The 12709-nt window shown below is 76.3% G+C and carries 13 protein-coding genes; 10 read left to right on the forward strand and 3 right to left on the reverse strand.

Translation table 11 applies throughout. The features are described from left to right. Nucleotides 1-4: 4 nt before the first annotated feature. Nucleotides 5-1621 (reverse strand): AMP-binding protein, encoded by a 1617-nt coding sequence (locus C4U03_RS34075; protein WP_103943933.1) that lies wholly within the window; start codon nucleotides 1619-1621, stop codon nucleotides 5-7. A 204-nt stretch (nucleotides 1622-1825) separates the two neighbouring features. Here C4U03_RS34075 and C4U03_RS34080 point away from each other — a divergent pair, with 204 nt between their 5' ends. Genes C4U03_RS34080 through C4U03_RS34095 form a run of 4 tightly spaced genes read left to right on the forward strand, consistent with a single transcriptional unit; the run spans nucleotide 1826 to nucleotide 5643 of the window. Next, nucleotides 1826-2701: a family 3 encapsulin nanocompartment shell protein gene (locus tag C4U03_RS34080; RefSeq protein ID WP_200827658.1), complete on the forward strand. Its 876-nt coding sequence runs from the start codon at nucleotides 1826-1828 to the stop codon at nucleotides 2699-2701. Beyond that, nucleotides 2694-3605, forward strand: coding sequence for a sulfotransferase (locus tag C4U03_RS34085; RefSeq protein ID WP_103943934.1), 912 nt, complete (start codon nucleotides 2694-2696; stop codon nucleotides 3603-3605). Before C4U03_RS34080 ends, C4U03_RS34085 begins: the two co-directional genes overlap by 8 nt. A 56-nt stretch (nucleotides 3606-3661) precedes the next feature. Further along, a complete protein-coding gene (locus C4U03_RS34090) occupies nucleotides 3662-4432 on the forward strand; it encodes an SDR family NAD(P)-dependent oxidoreductase (protein ID WP_103943935.1) in 771 nt (256 codons plus the stop codon). After that, nucleotides 4432-5643 carry an MFS transporter gene (locus C4U03_RS34095; protein WP_103943936.1) on the forward strand — a complete coding sequence of 404 codons (1212 nt, stop codon included), beginning with the start codon at nucleotides 4432-4434 and terminating at the stop codon, nucleotides 5641-5643. The genes C4U03_RS34090 and C4U03_RS34095 overlap by 1 nt, the downstream gene beginning before the upstream one ends. Here the strand turns inward: C4U03_RS34095 and C4U03_RS34100 are convergent. Next, on the reverse strand, nucleotides 5627-7066 hold the full coding sequence (locus C4U03_RS34100) for a M20/M25/M40 family metallo-hydrolase (protein ID WP_103943937.1): 1440 nt from the start codon (nucleotides 7064-7066) through the stop codon (nucleotides 5627-5629). The two genes, C4U03_RS34095 and C4U03_RS34100, sit on opposite strands and share 17 nt — an antisense overlap. Nucleotides 7067-7295: 229 nt before the next feature. Between C4U03_RS34100 and lysW the strand changes: the two genes are divergently transcribed. The 6 genes from lysW to C4U03_RS34130 are packed head-to-tail and all read left to right on the forward strand — an operon-like array spanning nucleotide 7296 to nucleotide 12011. Continuing rightward, entirely contained in the window at nucleotides 7296-7460 is a 165-nt protein-coding gene (gene lysW, locus C4U03_RS34105; RefSeq protein WP_103943938.1) for a lysine biosynthesis protein LysW, read from the forward strand. Then, complete coding sequence (locus C4U03_RS34110; RefSeq protein WP_103943939.1) at nucleotides 7457-8338, forward strand: RimK family alpha-L-glutamate ligase; 882 nt, start codon at nucleotides 7457-7459, stop codon at nucleotides 8336-8338. The genes lysW and C4U03_RS34110 overlap by 4 nt, the downstream gene beginning before the upstream one ends. Beyond that, nucleotides 8331-9362, forward strand: coding sequence for an N-acetyl-gamma-glutamyl-phosphate reductase (gene argC / locus C4U03_RS34115; RefSeq protein ID WP_103943940.1), 1032 nt, complete (start codon nucleotides 8331-8333; stop codon nucleotides 9360-9362). The genes C4U03_RS34110 and argC overlap by 8 nt, the downstream gene beginning before the upstream one ends. Beyond that, a complete protein-coding gene (locus C4U03_RS34120; RefSeq protein WP_103943941.1) occupies nucleotides 9362-10216 on the forward strand; it encodes a [LysW]-aminoadipate kinase in 855 nt (284 codons plus the stop codon). Before argC ends, C4U03_RS34120 begins: the two co-directional genes overlap by 1 nt. Then, on the forward strand, nucleotides 10213-11061 hold the full coding sequence (locus tag C4U03_RS34125) for a transketolase (RefSeq protein WP_103943942.1): 849 nt from the start codon (nucleotides 10213-10215) through the stop codon (nucleotides 11059-11061). The genes C4U03_RS34120 and C4U03_RS34125 overlap by 4 nt, the downstream gene beginning before the upstream one ends. Next, a complete protein-coding gene (locus tag C4U03_RS34130) occupies nucleotides 11058-12011 on the forward strand; it encodes a transketolase family protein (RefSeq protein ID WP_268817569.1) in 954 nt (317 codons plus the stop codon). Before C4U03_RS34125 ends, C4U03_RS34130 begins: the two co-directional genes overlap by 4 nt. Here the strand turns inward: C4U03_RS34130 and C4U03_RS34135 are convergent. Continuing rightward, a complete protein-coding gene (locus tag C4U03_RS34135; RefSeq protein WP_103943943.1) occupies nucleotides 11998-12663 on the reverse strand; it encodes a response regulator in 666 nt (221 codons plus the stop codon). The two genes, C4U03_RS34130 and C4U03_RS34135, sit on opposite strands and share 14 nt — an antisense overlap. Between the last annotated feature and the right edge of the window lie 46 nt (nucleotides 12664-12709).

Here is a 12709-nt window from a genome sequence, read left to right on the forward strand (position 1 = left end):
CTCCTCAGCCCTCGCCGCGCAGCCGCTCGCGGAGCACGAATTTCTGGATCTTGCCGGAGGGGGTCTTGGGCAGGGCGTCGATGAACTCCAGCCGCTCGGGCCAGTACTGCTTGGCCATCCCCAGCCCGGCCAGGTGCGCCTGGAGGTCGGCGAGGCTCGGCCGGGGTCCCCGGCAGACGAGCACCGCACAGGCCCGCTCGCCGAGCCGCTCGTCGGGGTAGCCGACCACCGCGACGTCCCGGACGGCCGCGTGGCGCAGCAGGGCCGCCTCCACCTCCACGACCGGGATCTTCTCCGCGCCGCGGGAGATGAGGTCCTTGACCCGCCCGGCAATGCGGATGCCGCCGTACCCGTCGCCGCGCGCGAGGTCGCCGGTGTCGAACCACCCGTCGGGCGTCAGCGACGCCGCGTACACCTCGGGCCGGCGGAAGTAGCCGAGGCACTGGCTCGCCCCGCGGACCTGGAGCGCCCCGACAGCGCCCCCGCCGTCTCCTACGATGCGCACCTCCATCCCCGGGACGGGGGTGCCGTCGCTCTCGGCCGCCCGCATCGGCGGGTCCTCCGGACGGGTGATCGTCACGCAGCCGTTCTCCGTCATGCCCCACAGCGCGTACAGGCGGCAGCCGAGGACGTCCCCGGCCTGCTCGACCACCACCGGCGGGATCGGCGCGCTGCCCGTGGCGAACACGGTGAGCCGGGACAGGTCGCGCGGCGCGCGGCGCTGCGCCTCGATGAGGTCGGCGAGGAACGTCGGCGCGCCCATGAAGAAGCTGACGCGCTCCTCCTCCAGGATCCGCAGCATCGCGTCCGCGTCCCAGGAGTCGACCTGCACGGACGTCGCCCCGAGCAGCAGCGGCATGAGGAAGTTCCAGGTGAAGCCGGCCTGGTGGGTGGTCGGCGAGCCCATCGCCGTCACCGCGTCGCCGGTGAGGTGCAGGACGTCGGCCTGCGCCCGGTTCATCGCGTACAGGGTGTTGTGCGAGTGCACGACCCCCTTCGGCTCACCCGTCGTCCCCGACGTGAAGATCACCTGGAAGGCGTCGTCCGGTCCCGCCGCCGCGTCCGCCGGCACCGGCGCCCAGTCCCCGCCGAGCAGGTCGCGGTCGAAGTCCAGCACGCCGGGCCCGCCGCCCGCGGGGGCGTCGAGCAGCACCCGGTGCCGCAGCCCCGGCAGGTCGGCGGCGATCTCGGCCACCATGTCCCCGTAGGAGAAGCCGCGCCACTCGGCCGCCGCGACGTAGACGGGGCTGCCGGTCAGCCGCAGCGCGAACTCCACCTCCCGGCGGCGCATGATCGGCACGATCGGGCCGATCGCGGCGCCGATCCGCGCGCACGCCAGGGCGAGTGCGACGAACCGCCAGCCGTTGGGGAGCTGGGCGGCGACCACGTCGCCGCGGCGCACCCCGAGCCCGGCGAGGCCGGCGGCGAGCCGTTCGACGGTGTCCGCCAACTCGGCCCACGTCAGCGTCTCGCGGGGGGCGCCGTCCACCCGCCGGCTGACGAGCGCGGTCCCGTCGGGGGTCGCCTCGGCCGCCCGGCGCAGGTCGTCCAGGAAGGTGTCGTCGCGCCACCAGCCGGAGGCGCGCCAGGTGTCGGCATCTGCTGTCGGAAGGGTCGGCATGCCCGCATCCTGCGAGGCGGTCCGGCGGCGCGGAAACCTCCCGGCGTCGACAACATGTGGACACCCGCGCGGGCCCGCGTAGTGCCACCATGGACGCGGGCCTCAACGCCACGTCGAGGCTCGTCCTCCCCGTGTGGATGTGCGGAGGCCCACGGTGTCCTTAGCTGAGATCGGCTTGAGCTGAACCCGGCAGAAGGGACACGCATGTCCATCGACCACGCAGCGCAGCGCGTCGCGCTGGCGGACCCCGCCCTCGGCCGCCGCACCCCCGGCGAGGAGTTCGCCTGGGCCGTGGCGGGCGCCCCGCAGGGCACCGACGTCGTCGTGCCGTTCCGGGTCGCGCTTCCCCAGTCGTTCCCGCTGTTCGCCACCCGCCCCCGCTACGCGGTGCGCCACCTGCTGAAGACGGCCACGGTGCCCGACCGCGCCGTCCCCTACGTTCACGAGGCGCCGCAGGCCGGCCCCGCGCACGCGGGCACCACCTACGCGACCGTGCCGGAGTCGGGCTTCACCTCCTCCGTCCGGTCCGCCGGCCTGACCGACCTCAGCGTCACCGTCCCGCTGCCCAAGGGCCTGGTGGACGAGCCGTCCCTGCTGGCGGCCTTCATCGACTACCGGGTGCTGGTGCGCCTGTCGGCGGTGGAGAACGACGCGCTCCTGCACGGGACGCCGGACGGTGTCATCGAGGGGCTGCTGACGCTCCCGCAGGCGCGCCGGGGCCCGCTCGCCGGAGACCTCGGCGACGTGCTGACCGCGGCCGCCGCCGAGGTGGAGACCACCGGCGGCTCCTGCGACGGCATCGTCGTCCACCCCGCCGTCTACTGGCGGCTCGTCCGCGCGGGACTGCTCGGCCTGCTCAACGCGGCCGGGATCATGGTGTCCCGCACGCGGATGATCGCCGAGGGCCAGGTGCTGCTGGGCGACTTCAAGGCCGCCGTCACCCTGCTCGACCCGGGCGTCGGGTCGCTCGTCCTGCACCGGGGCGCCGGCCCGGACGGCACCGACACCGTGGAGGCGCGCACCCGCAGCGGCCTCGCCCTGCACCTGCCCCAGCACTTCCTCCTGCTGTCCGATGACTGACGCGCCCGTCCGCGTCCTGTACATCACGGGATGGCTGCGGACGGGCAGCACCCTGCTCGGCAACGTCCTCAACGAACTGCCCGGGGTGTTCCACGCCGGCGAGCTGCACTACCTGTGGCGCAACGGCGTCCTGCGGACCGGCACCAACACGCTGTGCGGATGTGGCGAGGACCTGGACGGTTGTCCCCTCTGGGCGGCCGTCCTCGCCGAGCAGGACCCCGGCGAGGCCCGGCGCATGGAGTCCTGGCAGCAGGCCCTGTTCCGCACCCGCCACACCCGGCGCCGCCTGGCCGAGGCCCGAGGCGACCGGGCCCCGGCCCCCGGCGTGCGCGAAGCCCTCGACCGGATGGCCGGCCTTTACGCGACCGTCGCCCGGCACAGCGGGGCCCGCACCATCGTGGACGGCTCGAAGTACCCGGCCGAGCCCGCCGCGCTGCTGGGCCGCCCGGACCTCGATCTGCGGATCGTCCATCTCGTCCGCGACCCCCGGGCCATCGCGTACTCCTACCGCAAGAGCAAGGACTACATCGACCCGCGCACACCGGTCGACAGCACCCGACACTGGGTCGCCGCGAACGTCGCATCCGAGCTGGCGGGGCGCGCCGCCGCGGGCCGCTACCTGCGCGTCCGCCACGAGGACCTGGCCGCCGATCCGGCCGCGACGATCGCCCGGGTGATGGCGTTCGCTGGGCTGCCGGGCGACCCGCCCGTGGCCGCCGACGGGACCGCCGTCCTCGGCGCGAACCACACCGTCACCGGCAACCCCGACCGGCTGCGGCGGGGCCCGGTCGCGATCCGGCCGGACGGCGCCTGGCGGGAGGGGCTGGCACCGGCCGACGCGGCGGTCGCCACCGTCCTCGCGGCCCCGCTGCTGCACCGCTACCACTACCCGCTGCGGCCCTGACGGCGGGCCGCCGGACACACCGACGACGGCGCGCGGCGCGCCGGGGAGGAGACGCGATGGACCTCGGACTCACCGGGCGGGTCGCCCTGGTGGCGGCGGCGAGCAGCGGGCTCGGGCTCGCCGTCGCCCGCACCTTCGCCGCGGAGGGCGCGCACGTGGCGATCTGCGCCCGCGACCCGGAGCGGCTCGCCCGCGCGCACGCCGAGATCGACGCCTGCGGCCCCGGCCGGGTGCTCAGCACCTCGGTCGACCTCACCGACGACGACGCGGCCGGCGCCTGGGTGCGGGACACCGCCGCCGAGATGGGCGCGCTGCACATCGTGGTGACCAACTCCGGCGGCGTGCCGCACGGCCCGGTCGACGCCTTCGACACCGCCGTCTACCGGGAGGCGCTCACCGGCAACACCATCCCGCACGTCGCCGTGGCGCTCGCGGCCCTGCCGTTCCTCACCGAGGCGGGCTGGGGCCGCATCCTGATGATCACCTCGGAGGCGGTGCGGCAGCCGCTCGGCGCCACCGGCCTGTCGGCGGTGGCGCGGCTCGGCGTGCTCGGCTTCGCCAAGGGGCTGGTGGACTCCCTCGGGGCGCGGGGCGTCACGGTGAACGTGCTCGCGCCCGGCTTCCACCGCACCAAGGCCCTGGACGAGCAGTTCGGTGAGGACGTCGAGCAGGCCGTCGCGGAGGTCGCCAAGGGGCTGCCGCTCGGCCGGGTCGGGCGCGCCGAGGACTTCGGCGCGCTCGTGGCGTTCCTCGCCAGCGAGCAGGCGTCCTTCGTCACCGGGACGGTGCTGCTCGTCGACGGCGGCAACACCCGCGGGCTCGGTTGATGGAGCACCCGTCCCGCGACGCGCCTCCCACCGCGCCCTCCGGCGCGCCGCCCCGCACCGTCGCGGAGGACGCCCCGCAGGTCGCCTGGTGGAAGGTGTTCGCCGGGCTGCTCATCGCCCTGTTCACCACCTTCACCGCCTTCGGCGCCGTGGTGCCGGTGCTGCCGCGGCTCGTGGTCGGCGAGTACGGCGGTTCTCCGCTCGCCGTCGGCGCCCTGTTCACCTGCACCGCCGTGGTCGCGCTGCTCGGCCGCCCCTACGGCGGGCAGGTCGCGCAGCGGTTCGGCTGCCGCCGGGTGATGGCGGCGGGCGCGGGCATCGCCGTGGTGGTCGGCGTCCTCTACACGCTGCCTCTCGGCCTGTCCGGCCTGTTCGCCGCGCGCCTGGTGATGGGGGTCGGGGAGGCGCTGCTGTTCACCGCCGGCTCGGTGTGGACGGTGCACCTCGCGCCCGAGCACCGCCGCGGCCAGGTCGTCGGCTGGTACGGCCTGGCGATGTGGAGCGGCCTGTCGGCCGGTCCCGCCCTCGGCGAGCTGCTCTACCGGACCGGCTCCTACACCGCCGTGTGGGTCGCCACGGTGGCCCTGCCGGTCGTGGCGCTGCTGGTGCTGTCCCGGCTGCCGGGTGATCCCGACACCGGCGCGGCCGTGTCCCGCCGCCTGCTGCCGCCCGCCGCGATCCTGCCCGGCCTGTCGCTCGGCGCGGGCGCGTTCGGGTACGCCGTGCTCGTCGGCTTCGGCGCCCTGGCACTGGCCGACCGCGGCATCCCGAACGGGCCGGTGCTGCTCAGCGTCTTCAGCGCCGCGTACGTGGGCGTGCGGCTGCTGGCCGGACGGCTGCCCGACCGGGTCGGCCCGGTCGCGGTGATCACGGTGTCCAGCGTGTGCGAGGCGGTGGGGTTGCTGCTCATCGGCTTCGGGCCGTCATGGTGGATCACCGCGCTCGGCGCGCTCGTCGCGGGCGGCGGGTTCACCCTGCTCTACCCGTCGCTGGCGCTCATCACGATCGACCGCGCCCCCGAATCGGAGCGGGGCGCCGCGCTCGGCGCCGTCAGCTCCTTCCTGGACCTGTCCGTCGGCATCGCGGGCCTTGTCGGCGGCGCCGTCGCCGAGCTGAGCTACCCTGCGACGTTCGCGCTGGCCGCCGTGCTGGTGCTGGGTTCGCTGCCGCTCGCGCCGCTGGCCGCCCGCGGCGCTAGGAAGGGGAGCTGAGCCAGTCCCGGACGGCCGCCGCCAGCACCGTCCGGGCGTGCCGGTACTCGGTGGCGTCGAGCCGCTCGTGCGGGGTGTGGTCGAGGCGGGCGTCGCCGGGCCCGTAGGCGACCATCGGGACGCCCTCCCACGTCGTGGCGAGGGTGTTCATGTCGCTGCTGCCCTTCTTCGCCAGGTGCCGGGGCGTGCTCCCGGCGGCCCGCAGCGCCCGGGTGAACGCGCGTACCAGGCCGGACGAACGCGGCGTCGCCACGCCCGGCGTGCAGCGCTGGAACCCGACGGTCACCGGGGCCGGCACGGCCGCGCGGACGGCGGCGCGCAGGTCGGCGGTGGCGACGCCCGGCGGCACCCGCACGTCGATCACCGCGTCCCCGGCCTGCACGTCGCCGTGGTTGCGGGCGTCCACGCCGAGCACTGCCACGAGCGCGTCCGGGCTGAGCGCGGCCACCGCGGAGCGGACCGCGGCCGCCGCGTCCACCAGGCGGTCGGCGGCGGTGCGGACGCCACGCCCGGCGGTGTGCGCGGTGGGCTCGCGGACCGCCAGGAGAATCTTGCACAGGCCGTGGTAGCCGACGGTCAGCGCGTGCGCCCCGCTCGGCTCGCCGACCACGACCGCGTCGGCGGGGTAGTGGTCGCGGACGTGGAAGGCGCCGCTGGAGGTGACCTCCTCCTGCACCGCCCCGACGACCCTGACCTGCGCGCCCTCTGGGACGTCCAGCTCGGCGAGCGTCTGGAGGTAGGCGACCAGGCTGGCCTTGGCGTCCACGCTGCCGCGCCCGGTCAGGACGTCGCCGTGCCAGCGGGCGGGCCAGCGGTGCGGGACGGTGTCGAGGTGCCCGAGCAGCAGCAGCCGCCGCGGGCCCGTCCCGCGCGTCGCCACCAGGTTGCCCGCCGCGTCCACCTCCGCGTCGATGCCCTGCCGGGCGCACCAGGCGGCGAGGAACTCGGCCAGGTCCCGTTCGTCGCCGGACACCGAGGAGATCTGCACGGCCCGCGAGAGCAGTTCGAGGTCGGCGGCGGGCGCCGCGGTCCGCCACAGCCGTGTCCCGGCCGACGGCGACAGCGTGCCCTCGGCGCACACGACGACGTCGGCGGCGAGGCCGTCGAGGTCGAGGCCGTCCGCGCCGGGTGCGAGCCGTACGTGGTCGGCGTCGAGGTCGCGGGCGAGGGCCAGCACGTCCGCCGCGCTCGCCGCCTCCACCGTGACGGCGTCGGCGTGGTCCAGCAGGACACCCAGGGCGCGGGCGTCCTGCCCGGCCAGCACCTCCAGGCCGCGGCCGCGCAGCGCGTCCACCGCGTTCGGGGGGCCGGCGGCCAGCACCCGGCCGCGCCCGGCGAGCTCGGCGAGGTCGTCCAGCAGGCCGGGGGACGGCGCAGGCGGCAGCTGCACCACGGTCAACGGGCGGTAGGCGGGCGCGGGCATGGAACCCCCTGCTCTTCGTGCGGTCCATCGCTCGGGTCATGCTCACACCCACCCCGCCGGGTTCCGTCAGCCGCGCGTTGACACCGGCGGCCCGGGGCCGTCCACCCCGCCGGCCCCCCGCGTCCACCTCGATTCGACACCTGGACGACGGCCGGGGCGGCACCGCCCTCCCTACGATCGCAGCGCGTCCTGCCCGGACGCCCCGCCTCGAAGGCTCGAAGGGATGCCCATGATCAGATGCCCGGAGTGCGAGGGCGCGGTGGTCCTCGCCGAGCCGCCCCACCTCAACGAGATCGTCGCGTGCCCCGAGTGCGCCGGCGAGCTGGAGGTCGTCGGCGTGGACCCGGTCGCGCTCGCCCCCGCGCCGGAGGTCGAGGAGGACTGGGGAGAGTGAGCGGTCCCCTGACGGACGGCCCAGTCGTCGTGCTCGCCTCCCGGGTGCGGGCCGAGGAGAAGCGCATCCTTGCGGCGCTGCGCCGCCGCGGCGTGGACTGCGCGCACGCGGACACCCGTACGCTGGCGGGCGCGCCGACCGGGTCCGCGGCGGACCGCCCCCTCGTGCTCAACCGGGAGATCGGGCACGCGCGGGCCGTCTACGCGGGCACCCTGCTGGAGGCCGGGGGCGCCGTCGTCGTGAACTCGGCCGCCGCCACCGAGGTGTGCGGCGACAAGTGGCGCACGGCGCTCGCCCTCGGGCAGGCGGGCCTGCCCACCCCGCGCACCCACCTCGCACTGACCCCGGAGGCGGCGCTCACCGCGCTGGACGAGCTCGGCTATCCCGCCGTGGTCAAGCCGCTGGTCGGCTCCTGGGGACGGCTGGTCACCCGGGTCGCCGACCGCGCCATGGCCGCTGCCGTCCTGGAGCACGTCGCCGCGCTGCCCTCGCCCCGCGCGCACATCGTCCTCGCGCAGGAGCTCGTCGCGGGCGGCCGCAGCATCCGCGTCGTGGTGGTCGGCGGTGAGGCCCTCGGCGCGACGTGGCACCGGACGGAGGGGTGGCGCGCCAACGTCGCGCGCGGCGCCTCCGCCCAGGCACTCGCGCTCCGGCCCGACCAGGCCAAGCTCGCGGTACGGGCGGCCGACGCGACCGGCGCCGAGATCGCCGGCGTCGACCTCATCGAGGACGCCGACGGCCGCCCCCGCGTCCTGGAGGTCAACCACGGCGTGGAGTTCACCGGCTTCCAAGACGCCACCGGCATCGACGTCGCCGGCCACATCGCCGACCACCTGGTCACGCGGAAGGCGTGCCTGGAAGCGGGCGGCGATGCCTGAACGCGTGCGCGCCGGGATCGTCGGAGCCTCCGGCTACATCGGCGGCGAGCTGCTGCGGCTGCTGCTCGGGCATCCGCACGTCGAGGTGGCCGCCGCGACGTCCGCACGGCTGGCGGGACGCTCCGTGGACACGGCCCATCCCAACCTGCGCGGCGTCACCGATCTGACGTTCGTCTCCCCGGAAACGCTGGAACCGGTGGACGTGCTGTTCGCGGCCGCGCCGCACACGCAGACGATGGCGCGGATGCCGGAGTTCCTCGGCCTGGCCGGGCTGGTCGTGGACCTGTCGGCCGACTTCCGGCTGCGCGACCCGGCCGTGTTCGCCCGCTACTACGGCGCGCCGCACACCGCGCCCGACCTGCTCGGCGGCTTCGCCTGCGGACTGCCCGAGCTGTACCGCAAGGAGCTGACGGACGCCGACCGGATCAGCGTGCCCGGCTGCATGGCGACCGCGGCGATCCTGGCCCTCGCGCCCGCCGCGGCGGCCGGGCTGATCGAGCCGGACGTCGTGGTGGACGCCCGCACCGGCTCCAGCGGCTCGGGCGCCACCGCCGGCCCGGCCAACACGCACGCCGAGCGGAGCGGCGCGCTGCGGGTGTTCGCGCCCGCGGGCCACCGGCACGAGGCGGAGATCGCCCAGGCCACCGGGCTGGCGGTGCGGATGACCGCGACCGGTGTCGAGGCCGTCCGCGGCGTGCAGGTGCTCTGCCACGTCCGGCTGACCGGCGGCGCCGGGGAACGGGACCTGTGGCGCGCCTACCGGGAACGGTACGCGGACGAGCCGTTCGTCCGGCTGGTGGCCCGGCGCCGCGGCCCGCACCGGCTGCCCGACCCCAAGATCCTCGCCGGGGCCAACTTCTGCGACGTCGGGTTCGCGGTGGACGGCCGCGGCGGCGCCACGCTCGTCGCGGCGCTCGACAACCTCGTCAAGGGCGGCGCGGGCGGCGCCGTGCAGTCCCTCAACGTCCGCCGGGGCTGGCCGGAGCGGACCGGCCTGGCCTTCCCCGGCCTGCACCCGGTCTGATGCCCGCGCAGCGCTCCCCCCTGGGCCCTCTCGTGGTGAAGGCCGGCGGCCACGCGGCGGTCGACCCGGACGCCGTGTGCGCCGACGTGGCCGCGGTCGCCCGCACCGGGCGGCCCACCGTCCTCGTGCACGGCGGCTCCGCCGACATCGACCGGCTCGGCGCACGACTCGGGGTGCCCGCCCGGCGGCTCACCGCCCTCGACGGCATCATCACCCGGCACACCGACGCGGCGACGCTGGAGGTGGTCCAGCTCGCCCTCGGCGGGCTGGTCCGGCCGCGCCTGGTGGCCCGTCTGCACGCCCACGGTGTCCGCGCGGTCGGGCTGAGCGGTGTGGACGGCGGGCTGCTGCGCGCGCGCCGCAAGGCCGCGCATCGGGCGTGGGAGGACGGGCGGCGCGTCGTCGTCCGCGACGTGCACAGCGGCCGGATCACCGGCGTCGACGCCGGACTGCTGCACACCCTGCTCGCCGCGGGCGTGCTGCCGGTTGTGGGGCCGCCCGCCCTCGCCGAGGACGGCCGCCCCGTCAACGCCGACGCCGACCGTGTCGCCGCCGCCGTCGCGGGCGCGGTGGGCGCCGGGACGCTGGTGCTGCTCACCGGGGCGCCCGGCGTCCTCGCCGACCCGGCGGACGAGGCCTCGGTGCTCGCCGCCTGCGCGGTCCCGGCGGCGGGACCGCCCCCGTACCGGGGCGGCGGCATGGGCCTGAAGCTCGTCGCCGCCCGTGAGGCGCTCGCCGCCGGGGTGCCCGAGGTGCTGGTCGCCGACGGGCGCCGCGACCGCCCGCTCAGCCGGGCCCTGGCGGGTGCGGCGACCCGCATCGAACTGGCCGCGGACGAAGGAGGCCCCGGATGAGCGAGTCGGTGGAGGCGGCGGACCTGGAGGCGCACTGCGCGCGCGTCCGGGAGCGGATCGTCGAGATGTGCGCGAGCGTCGAGGGCGGCCATCTGGGCGGCTCGATGTCGCTGGTGGAAATCCTCGTGGCGCTGTACTTCGCGGTGCTGCGCGTCGATCCCGCCGAGCCGGAGGCGCCCGGCCGAGACCGGCTCGTGCTGAGCAAGGGGCACGCGGGCATCGGCCTGTACGCGGTGCTCGCCGAGCGTGGGTTCTTCCCCGCCGAGGACCTCGCCGGGTACGCCGAGCCCGGTGGCCGGTTCTCCGCGCACCCGACCCCCGCCATCCCTGGCGTCGAGGTCCCGACCGGGTCGCTCGGGCACGGCCTGCCGCTCGGCGTCGGGTTCGCGCTGGCCGCGCGGCTGTCCGGATCGGCGCGCCGCTGCTTCGTGGTCCTCGGTGACGGCGAACTCCAGGAGGGCTCGGTGTGGGAGGCCGCCATGGCCGCCGCGTCCCTGCGGCTGGACGGGCTCACCGCCGTGGTCGACCGCAACGGCCTCCAGATCACCGGAGGCACCGAGGACGTCGTCGGGCTGGAGCCCTTGGCGGACCGGTGGCGGGCGTTCGGCTGGGCGGTGGTCGAGGTCGACGGCCACGACCTCGGCGCCCTGGTGGACGTCCTCGGCAAGCCCGGGCCGCCGGACCGCCCGGTGGCGGTCATCGCCCGTACGGTCAAGGGGCGGGGCCTGCCCTTCGTGGAGGGCCAGGTGCGCAGCCACTACGCCCGCCTCGGCGACCGGCAGCGGCGACGTGCCCACGCTGTCCTGCGGGCGGCGCGGCGTGCGGACGGGGGAACGGGCCGGTGAGCGCGCGGGCGTGCCGGGACGCTTACCGTGACCTCGTGCCGGAGCTGATGGCCGCCGACCCGCGGGTGGTGTGCCTGGACAGCGACACCGGCCTGTTCGCGGGCGTCGACTTCGGCGGTGCGGCCGACCGTTATGTCAACCTCGGCATCGCCGAGCAGAACCTCATGGGCGTCGCCGCCGGGCTGGCCCAGTCCGGGTTCGTTCCCTACGTCAACACGATGGCGGCGTTCGCGGCGACCCGGGCGCTGGAGGCCGTCAAGATCGACATCGCGCTGTGCGGGCTGCCGGTACGGATCATGGCGACGCACGACGGCCTTGCCGCCGGGCACCTCGGCCCCACCCACCACTGTCTGGAGGACCTCGCGGTCATGCGGCTGCTGCCGGGCATGACGGTGCTCGTCCCGCACACCGCGGACGCCGCGGAGGAGCTGATCCGCCAGTGCGCGGACGTGCCCGGACCGGTCTACATGCGGCTCGGCCGCAAGGCCGCGCCCGAGCCGCCGCCCGGCCTGGAGCCGCCGCGGCTCGGCCGGGCTCAGCTCCTGCGGGACGGCGCGGACGTCACGATCGCCGCCACCGGCCCCTATCCCGTGCTCGCGGCGCTGGACGCCGCCGCGCTGCTGGCGGCGGACGGCGTCCAGGCTCGGGTGTTCAACGTGCACACCGTGCGGCCGCTGGACGCCGGGGTCGTCCTCGCCGGCCCCGGCCCGGTCGTCACCGTCGAGGAGCACTGGGCCTCCGGCGGCCTCGGCTCGGCCGTCGCCGAGGCCGCGGCCGAGCTGCCTGGCGGCCCCCGTGTCCTCCGCGTCGCGGTGCCGGACGCCTTCGTTCCCGGCGCGGGCGACCAGGCCCACCTGGTCGCCCGCGCCGGGATCACCGCGGAGGCCGTCGCCGCCCGCGCCCGGCGGGCCCTCGGCCGGCGGCCGGTGCGGCGGTTCAGTGAGACATGAGCCCGGAGCGGTAGGCGAACGACACGAGCTGGGCCCGGTCCTTGAGGTCGAGCTTGGCGCGCAGCCGGTGCAGGTGCGTGCGGACGGTGCTGACGCCGATGTACAGCTCGCCCGCCACCTCCTCCGTCGAACGGCCCTGCGCGACGAGCAGCAGCACCTGGCGCTCCCGCGGGGTCAGCGCGGCGACGGCCGGGCGCAGCAGCTCGTGCGGGTAGACCTCGCGCCGGCGGAACCAGTCGACCAGCCGCTCGGTGACGGTGGGGGAGAGCATCGTCTGGCCCCGCGCCGCGGCCCGGATGGCCGCCACCACCTCCTCGCGGGTGGCGTCCTCGGTGAGGAGGCCGTTGGCGCCGGCGCGCAGCACCTCGGTCACCGTCTCGTCGCTGTGGCTCATGGCGAGCACCACCACCCGCGGCTCGGGGTCCAGGCCCTCCGCGCGCAGCCGCCGGATCAGCTCCAGGCCGGACACGCCGACGAGCTGGAGGCCGGTGACGATGACGTCGGGCCGCCGGGTGCGGGCGAGCATGATTGCGTGGATGCCGCTCTCGGTGGCGTCCACCACCTCCACGTCCTGCTGTGCGTCCAGGATGGTGTGCAGTCCGTCCCGCACGAGCGGGAGCGCGTCGCACACCAGGACCCTCAGTGGCGCCATTCCCGCCGGTTCCAGATGATCACTTCAGCACCCCTCCGCAACCGGC

Origin of the sequence: Thermomonospora echinospora, from assembly GCF_900108175.1 — a bacterium.
Classification (GTDB): Bacteria; Actinomycetota; Actinomycetes; order Streptosporangiales; family Streptosporangiaceae; genus Thermomonospora; species Thermomonospora echinospora.

What these genes read in the sequence shown, in the direction of transcription:
- C4U03_RS34075 (WP_103943933.1), bottom strand. Translation starts at nt 1,621, where the DNA reads ATGCCGACCCTTCCGACAGCAGATGCCGACACCTGGCGCGCCTCCGGC.
- C4U03_RS34080 (WP_200827658.1), top strand. Translation starts at nt 1,826, where the DNA reads ATGTCCATCGACCACGCAGCGCAGCGCGTCGCGCTGGCGGACCCCGCC.
- C4U03_RS34085 (WP_103943934.1), top strand. Translation starts at nt 2,694, where the DNA reads ATGACTGACGCGCCCGTCCGCGTCCTGTACATCACGGGATGGCTGCGG.
- C4U03_RS34090 (WP_103943935.1), top strand. Translation starts at nt 3,662, where the DNA reads ATGGACCTCGGACTCACCGGGCGGGTCGCCCTGGTGGCGGCGGCGAGC.
- C4U03_RS34095 (WP_103943936.1), top strand. Translation starts at nt 4,432, where the DNA reads ATGGAGCACCCGTCCCGCGACGCGCCTCCCACCGCGCCCTCCGGCGCG.
- C4U03_RS34100 (WP_103943937.1), bottom strand. Translation starts at nt 7,066, where the DNA reads ATGCCCGCGCCCGCCTACCGCCCGTTGACCGTGGTGCAGCTGCCGCCT.
- lysW (WP_103943938.1), top strand. Translation starts at nt 7,296, where the DNA reads ATGATCAGATGCCCGGAGTGCGAGGGCGCGGTGGTCCTCGCCGAGCCG.
- argC (WP_103943940.1), top strand. Translation starts at nt 8,331, where the DNA reads ATGCCTGAACGCGTGCGCGCCGGGATCGTCGGAGCCTCCGGCTACATC.
- C4U03_RS34120 (WP_103943941.1), top strand. Translation starts at nt 9,362, where the DNA reads ATGCCCGCGCAGCGCTCCCCCCTGGGCCCTCTCGTGGTGAAGGCCGGC.
- C4U03_RS34125 (WP_103943942.1), top strand. Translation starts at nt 10,213, where the DNA reads ATGAGCGAGTCGGTGGAGGCGGCGGACCTGGAGGCGCACTGCGCGCGC.
- C4U03_RS34135 (WP_103943943.1), bottom strand. Translation starts at nt 12,663, where the DNA reads ATGGCGCCACTGAGGGTCCTGGTGTGCGACGCGCTCCCGCTCGTGCGG.